Annotated in this window: 18 protein-coding genes; 6 read left to right on the forward strand and 12 right to left on the reverse strand. The window is 65.8% G+C overall.

What is annotated here, in order from left to right; translation table 11 throughout:
• Nucleotides 1-216: 216 nt before the first annotated feature.
• From KUW17_RS19245 to speA, 5 genes are all read right to left on the reverse strand, one after another.
• Entirely contained in the window at nt 217-2,199 is a 1,983-nt protein-coding gene (locus KUW17_RS19245) for a TonB-dependent receptor plug domain-containing protein (protein WP_222481930.1), read from the reverse strand.
• Between the two features lie 193 nt (nt 2,200-2,392).
• A complete protein-coding gene (gene speB, locus KUW17_RS19250) occupies nt 2,393-3,253 on the reverse strand; it encodes an agmatinase (protein ID WP_222481931.1) in 861 nt (286 codons plus the stop codon).
• On the reverse strand, nt 3,250-4,422 hold the full coding sequence (locus KUW17_RS19255; protein WP_222481932.1) for a carboxynorspermidine decarboxylase: 1,173 nt from the start codon (nt 4,420-4,422) through the stop codon (nt 3,250-3,252). The genes speB and KUW17_RS19255 overlap by 4 nt, the downstream gene beginning before the upstream one ends.
• Nucleotides 4,423-4,566: 144 nt before the next feature.
• Entirely contained in the window at nt 4,567-5,778 is a 1,212-nt protein-coding gene (locus tag KUW17_RS19260; protein ID WP_222481933.1) for a saccharopine dehydrogenase family protein, read from the reverse strand.
• 76 nt (nt 5,779-5,854) lie between these two features.
• The gene (speA, locus tag KUW17_RS19265) at nt 5,855-7,744 is read right to left on the reverse strand and encodes a biosynthetic arginine decarboxylase (protein WP_222481934.1); all 1,890 of its coding nucleotides are present in this window, start codon (nt 7,742-7,744) and stop codon (nt 5,855-5,857) included.
• Between the two features lie 367 nt (nt 7,745-8,111).
• Between speA and KUW17_RS19270 the strand changes: the two genes are divergently transcribed.
• The 6 genes from KUW17_RS19270 (at nt 8,112) to KUW17_RS19295 (ending at nt 13,821) form a co-directional block, all read left to right on the forward strand.
• Complete coding sequence (locus KUW17_RS19270) at nt 8,112-9,023, forward strand: siderophore ABC transporter substrate-binding protein (RefSeq protein WP_222481935.1); 912 nt, start codon at nt 8,112-8,114, stop codon at nt 9,021-9,023.
• Entirely contained in the window at nt 9,016-10,002 is a 987-nt protein-coding gene (locus KUW17_RS19275) for an ABC transporter permease (protein WP_315899410.1), read from the forward strand. The genes KUW17_RS19270 and KUW17_RS19275 overlap by 8 nt, the downstream gene beginning before the upstream one ends.
• Complete coding sequence (locus KUW17_RS19280; RefSeq protein WP_222481936.1) at nt 9,995-10,939, forward strand: iron chelate uptake ABC transporter family permease subunit; 945 nt, start codon at nt 9,995-9,997, stop codon at nt 10,937-10,939. Before KUW17_RS19275 ends, KUW17_RS19280 begins: the two co-directional genes overlap by 8 nt.
• Complete coding sequence (locus KUW17_RS19285) at nt 10,936-11,694, forward strand: ABC transporter ATP-binding protein (protein ID WP_222481937.1); 759 nt, start codon at nt 10,936-10,938, stop codon at nt 11,692-11,694. The genes KUW17_RS19280 and KUW17_RS19285 overlap by 4 nt, the downstream gene beginning before the upstream one ends.
• Nucleotides 11,695-11,859: 165 nt before the next feature.
• On the forward strand, nt 11,860-13,404 hold the full coding sequence (gene adh, locus KUW17_RS19290; RefSeq protein ID WP_174148710.1) for an aldehyde dehydrogenase: 1,545 nt from the start codon (nt 11,860-11,862) through the stop codon (nt 13,402-13,404).
• 69 nt (nt 13,405-13,473) lie between these two features.
• Nucleotides 13,474-13,821: a DUF779 domain-containing protein gene (locus KUW17_RS19295; RefSeq protein ID WP_222481938.1), complete on the forward strand. Its 348-nt coding sequence runs from the start codon at nt 13,474-13,476 to the stop codon at nt 13,819-13,821.
• Nucleotides 13,822-13,838: 17 nt separating this feature from the next.
• Here KUW17_RS19295 and KUW17_RS19300 read toward each other — a convergent pair whose 3' ends face one another.
• The 7 genes from KUW17_RS19300 to KUW17_RS19330 form a co-directional block, all read right to left on the reverse strand.
• A complete protein-coding gene (locus KUW17_RS19300) occupies nt 13,839-16,040 on the reverse strand; it encodes a PAS-domain containing protein (RefSeq protein ID WP_222481939.1) in 2,202 nt (733 codons plus the stop codon).
• Nucleotides 16,041-16,043: 3 nt separating this feature from the next.
• Nucleotides 16,044-17,213, reverse strand: a complete 1,170-nt coding sequence (locus KUW17_RS19305) for an FIST N-terminal domain-containing protein (RefSeq protein ID WP_065268943.1) — start codon at nt 17,211-17,213, stop codon at nt 16,044-16,046.
• A gap of 33 nt (nt 17,214-17,246) precedes the next feature.
• On the reverse strand, nt 17,247-17,942 hold the full coding sequence (locus KUW17_RS19310; RefSeq protein WP_222481940.1) for a LuxR C-terminal-related transcriptional regulator: 696 nt from the start codon (nt 17,940-17,942) through the stop codon (nt 17,247-17,249).
• A 142-nt stretch (nt 17,943-18,084) separates the two neighbouring features.
• On the reverse strand, nt 18,085-19,851 hold the full coding sequence (locus tag KUW17_RS19315) for a PQQ-dependent methanol/ethanol family dehydrogenase (RefSeq protein WP_222481941.1): 1,767 nt from the start codon (nt 19,849-19,851) through the stop codon (nt 18,085-18,087).
• A gap of 233 nt (nt 19,852-20,084) precedes the next feature.
• Nucleotides 20,085-20,879: an ABC transporter permease gene (locus KUW17_RS19320; protein ID WP_222481942.1), complete on the reverse strand. Its 795-nt coding sequence runs from the start codon at nt 20,877-20,879 to the stop codon at nt 20,085-20,087.
• Entirely contained in the window at nt 20,876-21,595 is a 720-nt protein-coding gene (locus KUW17_RS19325; protein WP_222481943.1) for an ABC transporter ATP-binding protein, read from the reverse strand. Before KUW17_RS19325 ends, KUW17_RS19320 begins: the two co-directional genes overlap by 4 nt.
• Entirely contained in the window at nt 21,592-22,050 is a 459-nt protein-coding gene (locus tag KUW17_RS19330) for a hypothetical protein (RefSeq protein WP_222481944.1), read from the reverse strand. Before KUW17_RS19330 ends, KUW17_RS19325 begins: the two co-directional genes overlap by 4 nt.
• Nucleotides 22,051-22,097 lie beyond the last annotated feature (47 nt).

The raw sequence follows: 22,097 nt of genomic DNA on the forward strand, positions 1-22,097 counted from the left end.
TTCGACAAGAACTAGCGGGATGGCTGGCTGCGGAGCGGCGCGGGCAAAGGGCTGGGCGCCGGATGTGAAGGTGAGATCACGCCGCCTGTTTAGCCTGTTCGGCAGCGCGGGGAAAGGGATTTCTGACTATTTTACTGAGGTTTGCGGCTTCGCGCGGAAACCTACCGCAACAGGCAGACGGAGCGGCAGCGCCGGGCAGGCGCTGCCGCGGGATGCTTAGAACTTGAGCGTGGCAACAACAGAGATGTTGCGGCCCGGCTCGTTGAAGGCGGTGATCACGTCGGACGTGTATTCGTTGCCATAGGTCGCGCGGTCGGCGTATTGCTTGTCGAACACGTTGTCGATGGCGGCGCGGATGGTCAGGCCGTTCAGCGACGGCGGGCTGTATTCGGCAAAGAGGTTCAGCACCGCGTAGCCCGGCTGTTCCTGAGTATAGTCAGCATGGACGCCATTGTCGTTGGACAGGGCGGCCTCGACGCTGCCGCCGACTAGCAGGTTCATGGCAGAGACCTCCTGCTGCACCTCAAACGTCAGAACCTTTCCGATCGGGGTGCCGGAATCGACCAGGAAGAAGCTTTCGGCTGGGGCGTCGTTGAAGGAGACGTCGCTGTTGTTCATGCTGAAGCGGGCAAAGCCGCTGTTCCAGCCGTAGGTGGCGGCGATGTTGAAGCCCTTGCTCTCGAAGTCGTTGGCGATGACCGTGTTTCCGGCAACGCCGCGGATGTTGTCGATATTCGTCTTGAACAGTTCGCCGCCCAGCGTCCAGTTGCCGCGCTGCCAGTCGGCGCCGACGATGATGTTCCTGGCGCGCGAGGATTGCAGGGCGGAGTAGTCCCAGTCTCTGAAGAACAGGAAGTTGTCCTCCAGGTCGTAGCCGCCGAAGACGTTGGAATAGCCCGCGTGCAGCGACAGCGCATCTGTCACGTCATAGACCAGCGACAGGTTGCCGCTTGCCCCGGACGGCGAGTCGGTGAAGGCGTTGCCGGTCTGGCCGAAGTCCTGTCCGGTGAAGTCCTGCCAGTCATAGCGCAGGCCGGCCGAGACGCTGAGGCGGTCGGTGGGATCGAGCCGGGCCTGAGCGAAAACGCCGATGTTCTTGCTTTCCTCGCCGGTTTCGCCGTTGGTCCAGGTTGCGGTCACCGTGCTTTCGCGGACCTGGTAGTCAACGCCGGCGGTGATTGTGTTGCGGTCCGACAAGTGGAAATCGTTCTGCAGCGTCAGCGCATATGTTTTCGAACTGGTCGCAGTGGAGTCGCCGAACGGGTCAGAGGGGCGGTCGACGTTGATATCGGAGAAGCCGAGGGTCGCCGAAGGGTCCCAGAGGCCGGTTTCATTGCCGCTTTCATAGCGCAGCGAGGCGATGCGCCGCTTGGTGTAGTAGGGGGCGAAGCCGCGGGTGCTGGCGCCGAAGTTGGGCTGGAAGTTGCGGATCTCGTTGTCTTCAGCCTGCTGGAGCGACAGTTCGACCCGGTCGCCCTGGTCGCCCTCATAGGCGAATTTCAGAAGGCCCGCGGTCAGGTTTGCATTGCTGCCGGTCACCTCGTTGCCGTCGCCGTCCTCGAAGTTGTCGCCGGTGGCGCGCTTGGCGTAGGCGAGGATTTCAAAGCCGTTGCTGCGCCCGGCAAGCGTCAGCGCACCCTGGGCGGTGTTGCCGTTGCTGGAATAGGACAGGCGGGACTGGCCGCCGAAGGTCGCGCCGTCCTCCAGGATGTCCCCGGCGTCGATGGTTTCCATCACCACCCGGCCGGCCAGCGCGCGGGGGCCTGCGTCGGCAGGGGCAACGCCGGGATCGACGCGCACGGATTTCATCAGGCCGGGGTCAAAGGCATTGGCGCTGACGTGGTGGAAGGTGCGGTTGTTCTGGCTGACGCCGTCCACTTGCACTGCGAGGTTCAGCATGTCGACGCCATTGACGAAGATCTTCTGGGCGATGGGGATGCCGCCGCCGACGGAGACAGCGGCGATGCCCGCAAACAGGTCCTTGAGGTCGCCCATGGCGGCGCGTTCGATCTCGGCGTCGGCCACATAGATCGAGGTGGCGCGGTCGGCGGCGTTGCCGATCGGATCGCGCTGTTTGACCACGATCGGGTCGAGCGACAGGACCTCGTCGTCCTCCGCCAGCGCGGCGGAGGCGGTGATGAGAGTGAGCGCGGTGCTGCACAGCAGCCCGGACAGGCGGATGTTGGAAGTAGGTGCCATAATTAACCCGTGTTCTAAGAGCTGTTAGCTTGGGTTAATTCCTGGCTTGCCTTTTCAAAGGCTTGGGCCTCTTAGGGAGCTGCCGTGCCGGGGGCAAGAGGGTATTGTTGAGTAAATTAGTTCGGTTCTCGCTGTTGCAGTTTTGCCGCTCAAGTGCAGCGGCCGGACGCAGTTGGCCCCGGCCGCCAACGCGTTACTTGGCCGCTGCGAAAGACATCAGCGCATAGGTTATCTGGGCGGTGGTGAATTCCGACACCCGGCTGTCCTCGGTCGGGGCCAGCTCCACTACGTCGCAGCCCGCCAGATTGCGGCCTGCCAGCGCTGAGCGCACGATGTTGAGCGCCTGATAGTAGCCGAGGCCGCCGGGGACCGGGGTGCCGGTGGCGGGCAGGATTGCCGGGTCCAGACCGTCGACGTCAAAGGAGACATAGACGTCCTGCGGAAAATCCTCGGGCAGGGTGACGGAGTGGATGTTGCCGGTGACCAGTTCCTCTGCGTCGATGGAGATCACGTTGCAGGCGGCGCGGCGGTCGACTTCCTCCTGGCTCATGGCGCGGACGCCGTACTGGGCGATGCGGATGCCATCCTCCTCGGCCAGCAGCTGCATCACTGAGGCGTGGGAGTGGCGTTCGTCCTGATAGGCCTTGCGCAGATCGGCGTGGGCGTCGATCTGGACGATGCCGACGGGGCGGCCCAATGCCCGCGCAACGCCGCGCACCGCACCGTAGCTGAGTGCGTGCTCGCCGCCCAGCGTCACCGGCACCGCGCCTGCGGCCACGGCGGCCTCGGTGCGGGCGGCGATGCGCTCCATCACCTGGGGCAGTGGGCCAGTGCAGTCGACGGCGTCCTGAGTCACGATGCCCGCGGCGCAGGGTTCAGCATCGCGGTAGAGGCGTTCCAGCTCGACGCTGGCCTCAAGAATGGCCTCCGGGCCGCCCTCCGTGCCGCCGCCGTAGGAGACGGTGCGCTCCAGCGGCACCGGAATCACCCGGAAGCGGGCGGTGGCTGGATCGCGTTCGGCGTCGCTCAGTTCGCCTTCGAGGAAGTAGGTCATGACAGGCGGTCCTTGAAATCGTCATAGGAGGGGGTGCGCAGGAGTTTCAGCGCGTCGGTATCGGAGTTCCACAGCGCAATTGCGGGCAGGGGAACGCCGTTGAAGGTGTTGGTCTTGACCATCGAGTAATGCGACTGGTCGAGGAAGGCGATGCGGTCGCCGGGCTGCGGCGGGGTTGCAAAGCCGTAATCGCCGATCACATCGCCCGCCAGGCAGGACGGCCCGCCCAGCCGGTGCGGCGGCACGTCTGTGACTTCGCCCAAGAGGTCGGGGCGGTAGGGGGCCTCGATCACGTCGGGCATGTGGCAGGTGGCGGAGATATCGGTGATCGCTAGCGGCATGCTGTTTTCCGCCACATCCAGGATCTCGCCCACCAGGATGCCGGAATGCAGCGCCACCGCCTCGCCCGGCTCGATGAAGACCTCGACGCCGTAGGTTTCGCGGATATGGCGGATCAGGGCGATCAGCCCGTCGCGGTTGTAGTCCGGCATGGTGATGTGGTGGCCGCCGCCGAGGTTGATCCATTTCAGCTGCTTGAGGCGGCCGCCCATTTTCTCTTCCAGCGCGGCAAAGGTGCGCTGCAGCGGCTCGAACAGCTGTTCGCAGAGCGTGTGCATGTGCAGGCCTTCGACGCCGTCCCAGTCCTGATCGTTCAGCTGCGACACCGGCGTGCCGAGGCGCGAGCAGGGGGCGGTGGGGTCGTATTTCTCGTTCCATCCTTCGGAATGCTCCGGGTTCACGCGCAGGCCGATGGAGATGCTCTCGCCTTTCGCGCGGGCGTCGGCGATCAGCGGCGCAAAGCGGCGGTGCTGGGCCGGGGAGTTGAAGATCAGGTGATCCGACAGGCGGATGATTTCCGGCAGGTCGTCTGCCTTGAAGCCGGCGGAATAGGTGGTGACCTCACCGCCGAATTCCTCGCGCGCCAGCCGCGCCTCGTACAGGCCGGAGGCACAGGTGCCGGACAGGTAGCGCCGCACCAGCGGAGCCACGGCAAACATGGAGAACGCCTTGAGCGCCAAGAGGACGTTGGCACCGGAGGCATCCGCGACCTGTTTCAGGATCGTCAGGTTGCGCTCCACTGCGACCTCATCCACCACAAAACAAGGGGAGGGCACGCGGTACAGGTCAAATTTAGCGAAGCTGTCGGTAGAAAGCGCTTTGATGTCCATGGGTTTCTCTGATCCAGAGGCCCGGTAAGCACAACAGAGCTGAGCGGCTGCCCGGGCGGGGGCGGAACGCGCCCGCCGTGGGGCGGGCAGGCGCGTGCCAGCCGCTTGCGCGACTGGCGTTTGTGCAAGGAAAGCCGAAGCTGATCAGAACTCCGGGTGGCCTTCCAGTTCGACCACCTGCCAGGGCAGGCCGTCGGTGTTCAGCATGTCCATGAAGGCATCCGGGTCCAACTGTTCCGTGTTCCACACGCCCGGCTCGCGCCAGGTGCCGTTCATCACCATCGCGGCGCCGATCATCGCAGGCACGCCGGTGGTATAGGCCACTGCCTGGCTGCCGACCTCGGCGTAGCATTCCTCGTGGTCGCAGATGTTGTAGATGTAATAGGTCTTCTCTGCGCCGCCGTCCTTGGCCGGGCCGGTGATGATGTCGCCGATGCAGGTCTTGCCCTTGGTCAGCTCACCCAGTTCCGACGGATCCGGCAGCACGGTTTTCAGGAACTGCAGCGGGATGATTTCCTGGCCGTTGTGGATCACCGGTTCGATGCTGGTCATGCCGATGTTCTGCAGCACGGTGACGTGGTTGATGTAGGCATCGCCGAAGGTCATCCAGAAGCGGGCGCGCTCAATCTCGGGGAAGTGGGTCGACATCGACTCCAGTTCCTCGTGATACATCAGGTACATGTTCTTCTTGCCGACGGCGGGGAAGTCGAACTCGTACTTATGGGTCATCGCCGGGGTTTCGTGCCAGGCGCCGTTTTCCCAGTGGCGGGCCGGTGCGGTGACTTCGCGGATGTTGATTTCCGGGTTGAAGTTGGTGGCAAACGGCTTGCTGTTGTCGCCGCCGTTGCAGTCCAGCACGTCGATCAGGCGGATGCCCTCCAGCTTGTGCTTGCGCACCCAGGTTGCCATGATCGAGGTGACGCCCGGGTCGAAACCGGCGCCCAGGATCGCGGTGAGGCCCGCTTCCTTGAAGCGCTCCTGATAGGCCCACTGCCATTTGTATTCGAACTTGGCCTCGTCCTCGGGCTCGTAATTGGCAGTGTCGAGGTAGTGGATGCCGGCCTCGAGGCAGGCGTCCATCAGCACCAGGTCCTGATAAGGCAGGGCCAGGTTCACCAGCAGTTCAGCGCCGGTTTCCTTGATCAGCGCCACGGTGTCGGCGACCTTCATCGCGTCCAGCTGGGCGGTGCGGATGGTGACGCCGGTGCGTGCCTTGACGTTGGCGGCTATGTCCTCGCATTTCGAGACCGTGCGGCTGGCCAGGGTGATCTCCTTAAAGATCTCCGGGTGCATGGCCATTTTTGTGACAGTGACGGATCCGACGCCGCCGGCGCCAACAACCAGAACCTTTTCCATATGTTTGTTCCTTTGCAGAAGGGGCCGAGACCCCGGTGTTCCGATGTGCCCCTGGGTCGTCTTCCGGGGGGCGGCTTCAGTCGAAATAGGTGCTGCCGGCAAGGCTGTCCTTGTAGGCGGCAATCATCTGGCGGCGCTCCGCGGCGTTGACCTTGCCGGATTTCACGGCGCGCTCCACCCGCTTGCGGAAGGTCTCCAGGCACTGGCGCGGGTCGTATTCGACATAGGACAGCACCTCAGCGATGGTATCGGCCTCGGTCTCGTGCTCGATATCAAAGCCGCCCTGGCCGTCCAGAGAGATGGTGACCACGTTGGCATCGCCAAACAGGTTGTGCAAGTCGCCGAGCGTTTCCTGGTAGGCGCCGACAAAGAACACGCCGATCAGGTAATGCTCATCCTCGCGCAGGTCATGCACCGGCAGCGCATTGGATGTTCCGTCGGCGAGGATGAAGTGATCCAGCTTGCCGTCGCTGTCGCAGGTGATGTCGGTGATCATCGCGTTGCGGGCGGGGGCCTCGTTCAGGCGCTGCAGCGGCATCATCGGGTGCAGCTGGTCGATCGCCCAGACATCCGGCAGTGACTGGAACAGCGAGAAGTTGCCCTGGTAGTGGTCGGTGAAGGCGCCAAGGGCGCTGGCGGCCTCTGTCAGGCTGTCGTCGCCGCGGGCAGCGGATTTGAACAGGCCGGCCAGATACAGGAAGCCCTGTTCGGCGCGCGACAGCTGCTCCAGCCCGATCTGGCCGCGGCGGAACAGCGCCCGCAGCTCGTCCCGGTAATAGATCGCGTCGTTCAGCGCCTCCTGGAAGCGCGGTGCGCCGATATAGGCCTCTACCGCCATGAGGTCGGAGACCAGGTGGTGGTCGTCGGGCTGCACCTCCGGTTTCTGCGGCGCATCGTACAGCGTGGCGCCCAGCACCTCGAAGATGAAGATCGAGGAATGCGCCACCACGAAGCGGCCGCTTTCGGTGACGATGGTGGGGTGGGGCAGACCCGCCTCATCCAGCGCATAGCGGACGGTTTCGACGATATTGGTGCAGTATTCGTTGACGGTGTAGTTGACCGAGTTGTCGTCCGGGCGGCGGGCGCCGGTGTAGTCGACGCCCAGGCCGCCGCCGAGGTCCATATGGGTCAGCGGCGCGCCCATGCGGGTGAGTTCCACAAAGAATCGGCAGGCCTCATCCGCGGCGCGGCGGATGTCGAAGATGTTGGGCACCTGGCTGCCCAGGTGGCTGTGCTGCAGCACCAGGCAGTCGAGGAAGCCGCTGTCGCGCAGGCGGCCCATCAGCGTCACCAGATCATGGGCGCCGAGCCCAAAGGTGGAGCGGTCGCCGGAGCTGGCCTGCCATTTGCCGGTGACGCGCTCGGTCAGCTTGACCCGCACGCCCAGAAGCGGCCGGATGTCCAGATCCTCCGCCACCCGGCGGATGATGTCGAACTCCTCAAGTGTTTCGATCACGATCACCGTGTTGTGGCCCAGCTTGCGCGACAGGATCGCCAGCCGGATAAAGGCCTCATCCTTGGAGCCGTTGCAGATCAGCAGCGCGTCCTCAGGAAGGGGCTGCGACAGGGCAATCATCAGCTCCGGCTTGGAGCCGGCCTCCAGCCCGTAATTGAACTGCTGGCCCGCGGTCATCAGGTGGCCGATCACCTCGGCCTGCTGGTTCACCTTGATCGGGAACACGCCGCGGTAGCGGCCCTTGTAGCCCGCGGCCTCAATCGCTCCGTTGAAGGCGTCATGCAGCTGTGTCAGCGACTGTTCCAAGAACTGCTGCACCCGCAGCACCACTGGGGCAGAGATGCCGCGCGCCTCGATTGCCGCGATGACCTCCGGCAGCGGGGTCGGCTTGGCGCCGGGCGCCTGCGGCAGCCGCAGCGCCACGGCACCGTCCGGGGTCACTTCCAGCATGCCGCTGCCCCAGGCGTCGAGGCCATAGAGGCCCTCGAATGTCTCCGCGCCGCCGCTCATCGGATGCGCGCCTGTGCAGGGCGTTTCGGGAAATCTGAGAGGGGGAGGCGGTGCGGCATCGCGGGGCCTTTCTGTCCAGAGTTCGAGGGGCTGGGAGGTGCAAAGCTGACGGTTCGGGTCGAAGCCTTATCAGGTGCAGGACCGTGCGGTGGCCGCTTCCTTACAATCGGGGGTCCGCTGCATCAAGAGGTTTTCTGCAGACAGGCCGGTGATTTGCGCGCCTTCGCCGGGCGGCCGCAGCAGCTGGCTGCCGTGGCGGCAGCGAAATGGCGCATCTGGACTTTTGCAGCACGTGCCGGTAAGCCCCCCCTTGATTTTCAGCAAGCCTTCGCAGCCAGCCGAATTCCATCTCATCAGAGGACAGGAAATGGCACATTGGAAGGTTTTGCAACTGGCGGCGCCGGTTTTTTTCGCCATGGCGGGTGCGGCATCGGCGCAAGGCGTGGCGGTGGAGACCGCGCGGGGCAGGGTGGACCTGCCTGAAATCCCTGAGAGAATCGTGGTTCTGGACGTGGCCGCGGCGGATACGCTGGACGCGCTTGGGGTGCAGCCCGTGGGCGTGCCGGCGCAGATGTTTGTGAGTTACCTGGACGATCTGCAGCAGGGGGCCGACTCCGTCGGCACGCTGTTTGAGCCGGATTTCGAGGCAATTGCCATGCTGGCGCCGGACCTGATCGTGGCGGGCGGGCGGTCCTCCACCCAAGTTGAGCCGCTGGCGGAGATCGCGCCAGCCATCGACATGACGATCTGGGGCACCGATCTGGCCGCGCAGGCGCTGGCGCGATTGCGCACCTATGGGGAGCTGACGGGGCGCGCGGACCGGGCGGCGGAGCTGGAGGCGGCGTTCGAGGCCAAACTGGCAGAGGCCCGCGCGGCGGTGGCCGGGCGCGGCGATGCGCTGATCGTGATGACCAACGGGCCGAGGGTCTCGGCTTATGGGGCGCAGTCGCGGTTCGGCTGGCTGCATCAGGCGCTGGAACTGCCGGAGGCGGTGCCGGATCTGGATGCGCAGACCCATGGCGAGGCGGTCTCGTTCGAGTTCATCGCCGCCGCCGATCCCGACTGGCTGATCGTTGTCGACCGGGCGGTGGCGCTGGGGCAGGGCAATCAGGCCGCCGCAGTGACGCTGGACAATGCGCTGGTAGCAGGAACCAAGGCCTGGTCGCAGGGCCGGGTGATCTATCTGAACCCGGCCAATATCTATGTTGCGGGCGGCGGCATCCAGTCGATGAGCGCGACACTGGACGAAATCCGGGCCGGGTTTGCGTCAGGTGAGTGACCCCGCCGTTTCCCAAGCGCGCGCACCGCGCCGCCGGCTGCTGCTGGTGGCAGTGCTCTTGGTGCCGCTGGCACTGGTCAGCCTGCTGGTGGGGGCCGGGCCGCTGCCGCTGGGCACGCTGCTGAGCGACCCGCAGGCGCTGCAGGTGCTGGCGGTCAGCCGTATCCCGCGCACCGCTGCGGTGCTGCTGACCGGCGCCGCGATGGCAGTGGCAGGCGTCATCATGCAGCTTTTGGTGCGCAACAGGTTTGTCGAGCCGGGCACCACCGGCACCAGCGAGGCAGCGATGCTGGGCCTGCTGGCGGTGACGCTGCTGGCGCCCGGCGCGCCGATTCTGGTCAAGATGCTGGCCGCCGCCGGGGCGGCGCTGGCGGGCACCGGGGTCTTCATGCTGCTGGCCCGCCGCATCCCGCCGCATCAGGTGCTGCTGATCCCGCTGTCGGGGCTGGTCTATGGCGGGCTGCTGATGGCCTGCGCCACCTTCATCGCCATCGAGGCCGGGCTGCTGCAATACCTTGGCGTCTGGATGAGCGGCGAGTTTTCCGGCATTCTGGCGGGCCGGTATGAGCTGCTGTGGCTGGCAGGCGGGCTGGCGCTGCTAGCCTATTTTGCCGCCGATCAGTTCACCATTGCCGGACTGGGCCGGGATGTCAGCCTGAACCTGGGTCTGCGCTACGGGCGGGTGCTGGGGTTCGGCATTGTCACCGTGTCGCTGGTGTCGTCCCTGGTGATCGTAACGGTTGGGATGCTGCCCTTTATCGGCTTGGTGGTGCCCAATCTGGTGTCGCGGCTGATGGGCGACAACCTGCGCGAAAGCCTGCCAGTGGTGGCCGCTGCCGGGGCCGGGCTGCTCTTGGTCTGCGATATTCTGGGGCGCGTGCTGCGCTACCCGTATGAGATCCCGGCCGGCACCGTTTTCGGCATCTTCGGGGCAGCGGTATTCTTGTATCTTCTGCTGGGGCGGCAGGCCAATGGCTGACCGGCGGCTGATCGCGCTGGGTTGCCTGCTGGCGGCGGCGGCGGCGCTGTTCCTGTTCTGGGGCTTGCGCGGTCCGACCGCCTATATTCTGGAATTGCGGCTGGTTAAACTGGCGGCTTTGCTGGCGGTCGGCGCCTCTGCCGGGGTGGCGACGGTACTGTTCCAGACCATCAGCCAGAACCGCATCCTGACGCCCTCGATCATGGGCTTTGATGCGCTGTTTCTGCTGCTGCAGACCGGGCTGGTGGCGGGTCTGGGGGCTGCCGGGGCCAGCCGGATCAGCGGCCTGCCGGGGTTCGCGCTGGAGACCGCGGTGATGCTGGGCGCAGCGTTGGTGCTGTTCACCAGCCTGCTGGGCCGTACCCGACACGACATCCAGCTGATGGTGCTGGCGGGCGTGGTGCTGGGGGTGATGTTCCGCACCCTGACGGTCTTTTTGCAGCGGCTGATGGAGCCGTCGGAATTCACCATGGTCGAGGCGCGGATGTTTGCCCAGTTCAGCGGCATCGACCGCTCCGCGCTGATGGCGGGACTGGGGCTGATGGCGCTGGCGGGCCTGTGGCTGGTCCGCAACCACCAAGTGCTGGACGTGGCCGCTCTGGGCCGTACGCCGGCGCGCAGCCTTGGCGTGGCCTACGACGGGCTGCAACTGCGGGTGCTGTGTCTGATTGCGGCGTTGGTCTCAGTCGCGACGGCGCTGGTGGGACCGCTGGCCTTTCTCGGCCTTCTAGTCACCAGCCTCGCCCACAGCCTGATGCAGAGCCACCGTCACGCGCTGCTCTTGCCCGCGGCGGCGCTGATCGGGGCGCTGATCCTGGTGTCGGGCCAGACCGTGTTTGAACGCCTGCTGCATCTGCAATCCACCCTGGCGGTTGTCATCGAGTTCTGCGGCGGATTGTTGTTCCTGGTCCTGCTGGTGAAAGGAAAAATCCGGTGATTCAAGTCTCGAACCTCAGCTTTGGTCCGGCGGCGAACCCTATTTTGCAAGGCATAGATGCCGAGATCCCCGCAGGCCGGGTGACAGCGCTGATCGGCCCCAACGGCGCGGGGAAATCGACGCTGCTGAAGCTGATCGCCCGGCAGCTGACGGCCAGCAGCGGCCGTATCCGCATGGACGGGATGGACTTGGCGCAGACGGTGCCCGCGCAGCTGGCGTGCAAGATGGCTGTGGTGGCGCAGCATCTGAGCGTTGCCAGCCGGGTGCGGGTGCGCGACCTGATCGGCTTTGGCCGCTGGCCGCACAGCGCGGGGCGGCTGGGGGTGGCCGATCATGCGGCCATTGCGAATGCGGTTGAGCTGTTTGATCTGGGAGATTTGCAGACGCGGTTCCTGGATGAGCTGTCGGGCGGCCAGCGGCAGCGGGCCTTTATCGCCATGGCCTATGTCCAGGACACGGACTGGCTGCTGCTGGACGAGCCGCTTAACAACCTCGACCTGCACCACGCCCGCAACCTGATGGCGCAGCTGCGGCATCTGACGGAGCTGCAGGGCAGGGGCATCGTGATCGTAGTGCATGATCTGAACTATGCGATCAGCTGGTCCGATCATGTGGTGGCGCTGCGAGACGGGAAAGTGGCCTTTCAAGGTCCGGTGGCAGCGGCAGCCACCGCCGAGCGCCTGAGCGCGCTCTATCAGACGCCGGTGGCAATCACCCGGCTGGGCGGCCAGCCCTTTGCCCAGTATCACCGCTAGCCAAGGGCGCCTCCCGCCCGGCGGCCGGCAGGGACTTTGGTCGAATACCGCGGCTTTTGCCGATGGTCTAAGCCTTTAGGCAGCACCGGACCGAGTGCCTGCAATCGAAGGTGCATGGCCGCCAGTTCCGCTGCATTTCTTGGATCAATTCTTGGGAGGAATGGCATGAACATCCACACGAACGGGCTGGCCAACGCGGCACTGGACACGGCGCATCTGGGCGTCGATTTTCCGTTCAAGCCGCGTTATGGCAACTTTATCAACGGCGAATTCACCGAGCCCCGCTCGGGCCAGTATTTCGAAAACACCACTCCGATCACCGGCGATGTGATCTGCGAGATTGCCCGGTCCAACGCGGAGGATGTCGAGGCAGCCCTGGATGCGGCCCATGCGGCGTTTCCGGCCTGGGGCAAGACCTCGACCACCGAGCGCGCCAACATGCTGCTGAAGATCGCCGATATCATGGAGGAAAACACCCAGCTGCTGGCGGCGGCAGAGACGCTGGACAACGGCAAGCCGATCCGCGAGTCGATCCACGCCGACCTCGCTCTCTGTGTGGATCACTGGCGCTATTTCGCGGGCTGCATCCGCGCCGAGGAAGGCCATATCTCCGAAATTGACGCCGACACCTATGCCTATCACATTCCGGAACCGCTGGGCGTGGTCGGGCAGATCATCCCGTGGAATTTCCCGCTGCTGATGGCGGTGTGGAAGCTGGCGCCGGCGCTGGCGGCGGGCAACTGCGTGGTGCTGAAACCGGCGGAACAGACACCGGCCTCGATCATGGTGCTGGCGGAGCTGATCGCCGGAGTGCTGCCGGCAGGCGTCCTGAACATCGTCAACGGCTTCGGGCTGGAGGCGGGCAAGCCGCTGGCCTCGTCGAACCGGATCGCCAAGATTGCCTTTACTGGTGAGACCACCACCGGGCGGCTGATCATGCAGTATGCCAGCCAGAACCTGATTCCGGTGACGCTGGAGCTGGGCGGCAAGTCCCCGAACATCTTCTTTGAGGATGTGATGGCCGCCGATGACGCCTATTTCGACAAATGCTTGGAAGGCTTCACCATGTTTGCCCTGAACCAGGGCGAGGTCTGCACCTGCCCCAGCCGGGCGCTGATCCAGGAGTCGATCTACGACGACTTCATGGCCCGCGCCATCGAACGGGTGAAGGCGGTGAAGCAGGGCAACCCCCTGTCGATGGACACGATGATCGGCGCTCAGGCCTCGACCGAGCAGAAGGAGAAGATCGCCTCCTACCTGCAGCTGGGCAAGGATGAGGGCGCCGAGCTGCTGACCGGCGGCAATGTCTCTGCCCTGGAAGGGCTGGAAGGCGGTAACTATATCGAGCCGACGGTGTTCAAGGGCCACAACAAGATGCGGATTTTCCAGGAGGAGATCTTTGGCCCGGTGCTGTCCGTCACCACCTTCAAGGACGACGCCGAGGCGCTTGAGATCGCCAATGACACGCTTTACGGGCTGGGCGCCGGCGTGTGGACCCGCGACACCAACCGCGCCTTCCGCTTTGGCCGCGACATTCAGGCGGGCCGGGTCTGGACCAACTGCTATCACGCCTATCCGGCCCATGCGGCCTTTGGCGGCTACAAGCAGTCGGGCATCGGGCGGGAAACCCACAAAATGATGCTGGATCACTACCGGCAGACCAAGAACCTGCTGGTCAGCTACAGCCCCAATGCGCTGGGGTTCTTCTGAACAGCCGTGTGACAGGCGGCCCCGGGTTTCCGGGGCCGTTTCTTTTTCATTCAGCCGGGGGAGTGTGCAATGACCGGGGCAACAGGCATGACCGTGACGGCCACAGAAGCGGCGCTGCAACTGATCGGCGAGCTGAAGGCGCGCTTCGGGCCGGATCTGCTGTTTCACCAGTCCGGCGGTTGCTGCGACGGGTCCGCGCCGATGTGCTTTCAGCAGGGCGACTACATCGTCGGCGGCAGCGATGTGCTGGTGGGGGAGATCGGCGGGGTGCCGTTTTACATGAATGCCGATCAGCACGCGCGCTGGCAGCACACCAATCTGGTGATCGACGCGATCGACGGCATCGGCGGGATGTTCTCGCTGGAAAACGGCAGCGGCAAGCGGTTCCTGACCCGCTCCGACGTGTGCCTGCGCTGAGGCGCGCCGCGCCTTGGTCAGGACAGCGCGCGCTCCAGGAAGCCGCGCAGTTCGCCGGTGTCGATCGGCTTGTGCAGCAGCGCCGCGTTCAGCCCGGCGCAGGCCGCCGCCAGATCCGGTGAGCGGTTGGCGGTCACCAGGCAGGCCGGAACCGGGCCGTGCTGCGCCCGGAGTGCGGCGATCGCATCGGTTCCCAGCGCGCCGTCGTCCAGCTGGTAATCGGCGATGATCGCATCCGGGCTGATGTCGATTTCCAGCAGCAGCGCAAGGGCGTCGGCGCAGCTGGCGCAGGGCAGCACGTTCAGCCCCCAGCTGTCGAGCGTGATCTCCAGCGCTGCCCTGAGGCCGGCGTCGTTCTCGATCAGCACCACGATCCGGTTTTCGAACGGGACCGCGGCGCCGGTGCCGGGGCCGGGCAGCGGCGATGGCGCGCGCGTAACCGTGCTCAGCGGCAGCTCCACCGAAAAGCAGGTGCCGCGGCCGACCTCCGAGGTGAGGTTCAGCGGATGTTCCAGCAGCCGGCAGGCCCGCTCGACAATGGCGAGACCCAGCCCCATGCCGTCCGACGGGCTGGCCTTGGCGTTGAGCCGCTGAAACTCCTGGAACACCCTGTCCTGATGCTCCGGCGGGATGCCGGGGCCGGTGTCGCGGACTTCGAGCAGCACCCGGCCGCGGCGTTGTCGCACCCCGATCAGCACCTTGCCGCTGGTGGTGTAGCGCACCGCGTTGGAGGCGAGATTCTGCAGGATTCGACGCAGGTAGGCGGCGTCGCTTTCCACCACCGCGCCGCTGCGCACGACCCGGAATTCCAACCCCTTGAGCCGGGCGACAGGTTCCAGTTCGTCCTTCAGCTGGTCCAGCATGCTGCCCAGGCTGATGGCGGTCCGGTCGATTGCCGCCAGGCCGGAGTCGAGCTTGGAAATGTCCAACAGGGCGCCGAGGATGCGCTCGACCGCGACCAGCGCGTTGCCGGCCTTGGCCGCCCGGTCCCTGAAGCCCGCATCCTGCAGGTCGTCCTCCAGCGAGCCGACATAGAGTTTGGCGGCGGACAGCGGCTGCAGCAGGTCGTGGCTGGCGGCGGCGACGAACCGCGACTTGGAGGCATTGGCGCGCTCCGCCTCCGACAGCGCGTCCTCCAGCTCCAGCGTCCGTTCGGCCACCCGCTGCTCCAGCGTTTCGTTGACCTGGGAAATGGTGCGGACCGCGGCGCGTTCAGCGGTGACATCGGTAAAGCTGATGACAAAGCCCTTGTCCGGCATCTGCTGCGCAAAGACCGCCAGGATTCGGTCGCGGCCCAGTCTGATCTCGAACGACAGGGGTGCCCGCTTGGCGGTGCTGGCTACCCAGGCCTCGACCTCTTCCGGCCGGGTGCCGCCGAGCAGGCGGATGCTGTCCGCTGCCTGGCGGTAGAGGGTGGCGAAATACATGCCCAGCTGGAACTTGCCCGCGGGCATCGACAAGAGCTCTCCGGCGCGGCGGTTCCAGCCGACCAGGCGGTTCTGGGCGTCGAAGATGCAGACCCCCTGGTCGAGATGCTCCAGCGTTGCCTTGATCACCCGCGACTGGTCGTCGAGCAGCCGCTCGCGCTCCTGCCGCTCCAGCCGCATCATGTCGGTGATATCGGTCTGCAGGATTACGGTGCCGCCGTCCGGGGTGCGGTGCTCGCTGACCTGCAGCCAGCTGTTGCCGGCCATCATCACGTTGAACACCGCGTGATCGTCCTTGTGGCGGGCGATCCGGTAGGCCTCCCAGTCGGCGGCGGTCTCCCCCTCCGGCAGCGCCAGATGGGCGCTGGTTGCCACCAGGTTCACGTAATCGGCGAATTTCAGCCCCGGCCGCAGTAGATGGTAGATATCGGCCATGTGCTTGCCGAACCGGGTGTTGCACATGACCAGCACGTCCTGTGCGTCAAACAGCGCAAAGCCTTCCTGCACCGTCTCGATCGCATTGGCCAGGTTGGCGCGGGCGGCCTCGGTCTCGGCATTGGCCAGCGCCAGCCGGGCGTTCGACTCGTTGAGCAGGTCCAGCGCGTGCTCCAGCTCGCGGGTGCGCAGGCGCACCTCCTCCTCCAGCATCACCGCGCGCTGGAACTGGGCGTAGGCCTCGTCGGAGGCTTCCGAGCTCTGCTCGGCCCGGCGCATCAGGGTCTCGACGATTTTCAGCAGCTTCTGGTTCTGACGCTCCGGCGGGTCGCGGGGGTCGATCAGCTCATGCACCATTGCTCAGCCCTCGTCCGGCGGGTAGATCGCCACCCCGGTCAGGGTCTGGTTGACATGCATCGAGTTGATCTGTTCGCCATAGGTCGAAAAGCCGACCACCCTGTTGTCGCGCAGGATGCGGGAAATGTCCTGCGAGACCTGCTTCTGCTGCGCTTCCAGCCGCCTCAGGATGCAGTCGCAGGCCAGGATGATCTCGGGGCGGCGCTTGGCGCTGAGCGCGGCCATCTCGCGCTCCAGATGGGTCACCATGTCCTCCGGCTCGGCCAGGGTCAGCACCACGCCCTCGTCGATGGCGGAGAAGAACACCAGCTCGTCATTGTCGGCGACCCGCTGGATGGCGCGCACATGGTGCTGGTCGCCGAATTGCACCGCGACGGGATGCGCGGCAAAGGTGAAGGCGGTCAGCTGCTCCGGGTCCTTGCCCAGCACCCGGGCGTATTCGCGGGCGGCGGGTTCGGCATTGATCTCATGCACCACCCGGCGGGCGGGATCGGCCCCGGTCACCACCATGCGTTTCTGCGACGGGATCAGGTGGTCGGTCTTGAACACCTTGATCGGGCAGCGGCTGCGGACCTGGATCAGAATGGCGGCGTTGGAATGGGCCTGGCCGCCATGCAGCACATAGGTCTTGCCGAAGTTGGTGCCGTCGCCCGCCGAGCCGCCGAAAAAGGCCACCGGCCCCAGCCCCACCGCCAGTTGCGAGGTCAGCGCGTCCTCCTTGGTGGAGAGCCCGTCGACCAGCAGGAAGGTGAAGTCGGAGATCCAGCCGCCGGCCTCCTGTGCCATGTGGCTGCGGTTTCGGATCATCCGCTCGATCACGCTGTGCGGATCGAAGCTGCCGAGATCCTCGATCAGGATGGTGCGGGTCTGGAAATGCGACTGGGCAAAGCCGATGGCGACGATTTCGCCCTCGACATAGCCGGCTGCCGAAATCTCCCCCGCGGTGGTGCAGCCGACAACCTGCGCCGGGGCGAACCGCCGTTGCGCCTCGCCGATCAGCCGGTCAACGTCGGTGTCCGGCGACAGGAACAGCACCACCAGCGACAGGCCGTTCGGGTTCAGCGCCTGGGCCAGCTGTTCGACAGCGTCCGGCGCCCGGCAGTCGACCGAGCCGGACCGGACAACCTGCGGCTCCGCCACGGGCGCGCCTGACGGGCCATCGACAGGGTCCATCCTCTTTCTCCTCCCCAAATTCCGCCCGTCAGACTAGGCGGGCGGCGGCGCGTCTTGCAAGACGTTTGCAAAGCTCGCCTGCTTGGCGGCCAGCACCGCCTGGGTGCGGCTTTGCACCCCCAGCTTGCGCATGATGGCGGTGATATGGGCCTTGACCGTGGTCTCGGCGATCGACAGCTCGTAGGCGATCTGCTTGTTCAGCTTGCCTTCGCAGATCAGCTGCAGGATCCGGGCCTGCTGATTGGTCAGCTGCGACAGCCGCTGCAGCACGTCGTCGCTGCTGCCGGCCTTGTCATCGAGCAGCACGCAGCCGTCGGGCAGGAACACCTTGCCCTGATTGATTGCTTCCACCGCCTTCTGGAACACGTCGCGCTGGCTGTGCTTGGGAATGAAACCGTTGGCGCCGGCATGGATCACCGAGCTGACGATGCGGTTGTCGGCCATAGAGGAGACCACCAGGATCGGGCAGTCCGTCACCTTGCGCAGCCGCAGCAGCCCGTCCAGCCCGTTGACGTCGGGCAGGTTCAGGTCCAGCACCACCAGGTCGATGCGGATGCCGTCGGCGATCATGTCGAGCGCGGCCTGCAGGGCCGGCGCGGTGTGCATGCTGCTGATTGCGGTGACCGCCTGCAGTGTCATCGCCAGGGCGTCGCAGAACAGCGGGTGGTCATCCACCAGCAGCGCCGCGTGGAACCCTGGGGTGGTCGGCGTGTCCGTGTGTGTCGGCATATCTGCACCAGAGCTGTTGTTTTCCTGCCAGCTTAGCAAGCGGGCGGCAGCAGCGGTATACGCCTAAAGTCGCATATGGAGGGCGCGCCCCCGCAGGAGGCGCGCCCGGGTTTGTTGCCTGCGGCCCGCAGCCGGGGCGGGGTCAGTCCGCCTGCGCCAGCTGGCGGGGCAGGCGGAACGTCCAGACCATGCCGCCCTGGTTCAGGTAGTTGACCTTCTTGGCGACCTCGCCGCCCCACAGCGGCACCGCGCCGCCCCAGCCGGACACGACCGAGACATACTGCACGCCGTCCTGTTCCCAGGTGACCGGCTGGCCGACGATGCCGGAGCCGGTCTGGAACGACCACAGCTCCTCGCCGGTCTCGTCGTCAAAGGCGATGAAGCGGCCCTCGGGAGTGCCGGTGAACACCAGCCCGCCCGCGGTGGTCATCACCCCGGCCCATAGCGGCGCGTCGTTCTTGTATTCCCACTTGATCTCGCCGGTGTCCGGGTCGATCGCCTTGAGGCTGCCGATATGGTCCTCGTAGTTCGGCTTGATGGTGAAGCCCGCACCCAGGTAGGCGGCGCCCTTCTTGTAGCTGATCGGCTCGTTCCAGATGTCCATACCCCATTCGTTCGAGGGCACATAGAAATTACCGGTGTTTTGCGAGAACGCCATCGGCATCCAGTTCTTGCCGCCCAGGAACGACGGCGAGGCAAAGATCACCTCCCCCTTGTTGCCATCGGCTGCGTCCGCCGGGTTTCCGGGGCGGTTTTCCTCGACAAAGACCGGGCGGCCGGTGTCGTCGATGCGCTCGGCCCAGGTGATGTCCTTGACGAAGGGCGTTGCGCTGACGAATTTGCCGTCCTCGCGGTTCAGGACATAGAAAAAGCCGTTGCGGTCGGCGGTGGCGAAGCGCTTGTTGCCGCTGCGGTCGGTGTAGGCGACCACCTCGTTGACGCCGTCATAGTCCCAGCCCTCGCGCGGGGTGGTCTGGAAGTGCCACTTGATCTCGCCGTTGGAAGGGTCGATGCCGATGCGGCTGGCGGCATAGAGGTTGTCGCCGGCGTTGCCCTCCACCGGGGTGCCGGCGTTGCGCAGGTGGCTGTTCCAGGGCGCCGGGTTGCCGGCGCCGAAGACCAGCGTGTCGGTCTCCGCATCATAGGAGCCGCCGAGCCAGGTGGCGCCGCCGCCAGTCTTCCACATGTCGCCCGGCCAGGTGGCGTTCAGGGTGCCGGTCATGGTGCTTTCCTCACCCTTGAAGGTGCCCATGTGGCCCTCGATCACCGGCCGGGTCCAGACCAGCTCGCCGGTTTCGGCGTCGCGCGCCTGCACCTCGCCGACGATGCCGAACTCGCCGCCGGAGTTGCCGGTGATCACCAGCCCGTTGACGATCAGCGGCGCCGCGGTCAGCGAATAGCCGGCCTTGTAGTCGGCCACCTTCTTGCGCCACTTCACGTCGCCGGTCTTGAGGTCCAGCGCCACGATGCGGGCGTCCAGCGTGCCGAAATAGAAGGTGTCGCCATAGATCGCGCCGCCGCGGTTCACCACGTCGCAGCAGGGCAGGATGCCTTCGGGCAGCCGGGCGTCGTACTGCCAGATCTCGCGGCCGGTCTCGACGTCGATGGCATAGACCCGGCTGTAGGAACCGGTGATATACATGATGCCGTCATAGATCAGCGGCTGGGTCTCCTGGCCGCGCTGCTTTTCGCCGCCGAGGCTGAAGGCCCAGGCGGGTACAAGGTTTGCGACGTTGTCCCTGTTCAGCGTGTCCAGCGGGCTGTAGCGCTGCAGGTGGCGCCCCATCCCGTTGGTCACCACCTGGGTGGTGGTTGTCTGGTCGTTCCTGAGGTCGTCCTCGGTGACCCCGGCGTGGCTGACGCCCGCCATCATGGTCCCTGCGGCGACCGCCGTGATGAAGCGGTTCATTGGGCTCCTCCCTTTCATTGGATCATCAACAGCCACTGCCCGGTGCGGGCTGCCGGCCTGCCACAGTATCCAAGGCGCGCCGGAAGAGCGGTATTGCACAATGGTCGTAAGCGGAGGGCGGCAGGGGCAGGGGGGAGGGCCCGGCACGGCAGCGCCCGGCGCCTTGCGGCCCGGATCTACGGTGCAAGTCCCGCGCTGCGTCAGCCTGCGGCGCGGAGCGGGGCGGTTCAGCCCTATTTCGCGGCCTTGCGGATCAGCCCGCGCGCCGGGTCGTAGCCCCAGACCGCCAGTCCCAGCCAGACCAGCCCGGACAGCAGCACCCAGGCCAGCGCGGCGGTGTTCAGCTGCTGATAAAGCGCAAAGCGGATCAGCTCGACCGCCTGGCTGAAGGGGTTCACGGCGCAGATATCGTGCAGCAGCGCCGAGCTTTCGGCCATTTTCCACAACGGGTAGAGCGCGGTGGACAGGAAGAACATCGGGAAGATCACGAAATTCATCACCCCGGCGAAATTCTCCAGCTGGCGGATCACCGAGGACAGCGCCAGCCCCAGCGCCCCCAGCATCAGCCCGGCCGGGACAAGGGCGGGCAGCAGCGCGGCATAGCCGCCCCAGCCGAAGCGGATGCCGAAAATCGCCGCAAGCGCCAGGAACACATAGACCTGCAGGATAGAGATCGCGGTGCTGGCGAGCAGGCGGCAGACCAGCAGCCACCAGCGCGGCAGCGGACAGGTCAGCAGCAGCCGCATCGAGCCCATTTCCCGGTCAAAGACCATCGACAGCGAGCTTTGCATGCCGTTGAACAGAAGGATCATGCCGCACAGGCCTGGAACGATATAGACTTCGTAGGTGGTGTAGGTGGCGTAGGGCGGGGTGATCGACAGGCCAAGCGCGGCGCGAAAGCCCGCGGCAAAGACCACCAGCCACAGCATCGGCCGCACCAGCGCCGCGACGAAGCGGGCGCGCTGGCCGATGAACCGCAGCGCCTCGCGCTGCGTGATTGCCGCCAGGGCTGCGAGCCAGGCGGTCATGCCGGCTCTCCTGTCAGCCTGAGGAAGTGATCGGCCAGCCCGAGCCCGCCGCGCAGCTGGCGGGCCTTGCCGTCTTGCGCCAGCTTGCCGCGGTGCAGGATCAACAGCTGGTCGGCGTCTTCGATCTCGTCGGTGAGATGGGTGGCCCAGAGCACCGTCAGCCCCTTGCGCCGCGACAAGTCGTGCACATGGGCGGTGATCGCGCGCCGGGTTGCCGCGTCCAGCCCCACTGTCGGCTCGTCCAGCAGCAGCACCTTGGGATGGTGGATCAGGCTGCGGGCAATCTCCAGCCGGCGGCGGTGTCCGCCATTGAGGTCGCGCACCCGCTCACCCAGCCGGCCGGGCATCTCCAGCCGCTCCAGAGCGGCCTCGATCCGGGCCTGCGCCCTGGCGCCGTGCAGACCGTGCAGGGCTGCGAAATAGCTGAGATTGCGCTGCACCGTCAGGTCTAGGTCCAGCGTCGGCTGTTGGAACACCACCCCCATCCGGCGCAGCGCCTTGCGCGGGGCGCGGGCCATGTCGTGGCCGTCGATCTCGATCCTGCCCTGCGGCGCGGTGAACAGCCGGGTGAGCAGCGCAAACAGCGTCGACTTGCCTGCGCCGTTGGGGCCGAGCAGGGCGCAGAAGGTGCCGGGTTCAACCCGGAAGCTGACTGCGTCCAGCGCCTGCCGGGCGCCGTAGGCATAGCTCAGGTTTTCCAGCCGCAGCCCGGTCATCGGATGGTAATCTCCAACCGCTGGGTGTCGCCGGTGGAGCCGGGCACCTTGAGGTGGTAATTCCCCGGTTTCAGCGCGATAAATCCGATCTCCATCTCGCCGGCCTCGTCGAATTCGATGCTGTCGAGCCCCAGCGGGCGGATCTCGAGGCCCTCCACCACGATCTCGTCGATCCAGATGGCGCGGAAGAACTCCGCCCCCGTCAGCGCCAGTTCCTGGCTGCCGTCGCCCTGGATCTCGAACTCGTAATATGTGCCGGAGTTCAGCACCCAGGGTGCATCGGCCAGCGGCATTCCCGCCGACAGGGTGATGGGCGGCAGGTCCTCCTTGTTGGCGGCGGACAACAGCCCGGCAAGGCCAAAGCCGGCCTTGCCCGGATCATCACCGTCAGCGGCCAGGGCGGCGGCCGGCAGCGCAAGGCACAGCGCCGCGGCGAAAAGGCAGGTTTTCAGCATCGGGGATCCTCCTGTCAGGATGCGCCGCGCCGCCGGGGCGCGGCAGG

Source organism: Leisingera aquaemixtae (assembly GCF_019801145.1).
Classification (GTDB): Bacteria; Pseudomonadota; Alphaproteobacteria; order Rhodobacterales; family Rhodobacteraceae; genus Leisingera; species Leisingera aquaemixtae_A.

Bases quoted from the DNA above. Each gene is read 5' to 3' on its own strand.
- adh (WP_174148710.1), top strand. From the start codon at position 11,860: ATGAACATCCACACGAACGGGCTGGCCAACGCGGCACTGGACACGGCG.
- KUW17_RS19245 (WP_222481930.1), bottom strand. From the start codon at position 2,199: ATGGCACCTACTTCCAACATCCGCCTGTCCGGGCTGCTGTGCAGCACC.
- speB (WP_222481931.1), bottom strand. From the start codon at position 3,253: ATGACCTACTTCCTCGAAGGCGAACTGAGCGACGCCGAACGCGATCCA.
- KUW17_RS19260 (WP_222481933.1), bottom strand. From the start codon at position 5,778: ATGGAAAAGGTTCTGGTTGTTGGCGCCGGCGGCGTCGGATCCGTCACT.
- KUW17_RS19320 (WP_222481942.1), bottom strand. From the start codon at position 20,879: ATGACCGCCTGGCTCGCAGCCCTGGCGGCAATCACGCAGCGCGAGGCG.
- speA (WP_222481934.1), bottom strand. From the start codon at position 7,744: ATGAGCGGCGGCGCGGAGACATTCGAGGGCCTCTATGGCCTCGACGCC.
- KUW17_RS19315 (WP_222481941.1), bottom strand. From the start codon at position 19,851: ATGAACCGCTTCATCACGGCGGTCGCCGCAGGGACCATGATGGCGGGC.
- KUW17_RS19300 (WP_222481939.1), bottom strand. From the start codon at position 16,040: ATGGTGCATGAGCTGATCGACCCCCGCGACCCGCCGGAGCGTCAGAAC.
- KUW17_RS19255 (WP_222481932.1), bottom strand. From the start codon at position 4,422: ATGGACATCAAAGCGCTTTCTACCGACAGCTTCGCTAAATTTGACCTG.
- KUW17_RS19295 (WP_222481938.1), top strand. From the start codon at position 13,474: ATGACCGGGGCAACAGGCATGACCGTGACGGCCACAGAAGCGGCGCTG.
- KUW17_RS19325 (WP_222481943.1), bottom strand. From the start codon at position 21,595: ATGACCGGGCTGCGGCTGGAAAACCTGAGCTATGCCTACGGCGCCCGG.
- KUW17_RS19305 (WP_065268943.1), bottom strand. From the start codon at position 17,213: ATGGACCCTGTCGATGGCCCGTCAGGCGCGCCCGTGGCGGAGCCGCAG.
- KUW17_RS19330 (WP_222481944.1), bottom strand. From the start codon at position 22,050: ATGCTGAAAACCTGCCTTTTCGCCGCGGCGCTGTGCCTTGCGCTGCCG.
- KUW17_RS19270 (WP_222481935.1), top strand. From the start codon at position 8,112: ATGGCACATTGGAAGGTTTTGCAACTGGCGGCGCCGGTTTTTTTCGCC.
- KUW17_RS19310 (WP_222481940.1), bottom strand. From the start codon at position 17,942: ATGCCGACACACACGGACACGCCGACCACCCCAGGGTTCCACGCGGCG.
- KUW17_RS19280 (WP_222481936.1), top strand. From the start codon at position 9,995: ATGGCTGACCGGCGGCTGATCGCGCTGGGTTGCCTGCTGGCGGCGGCG.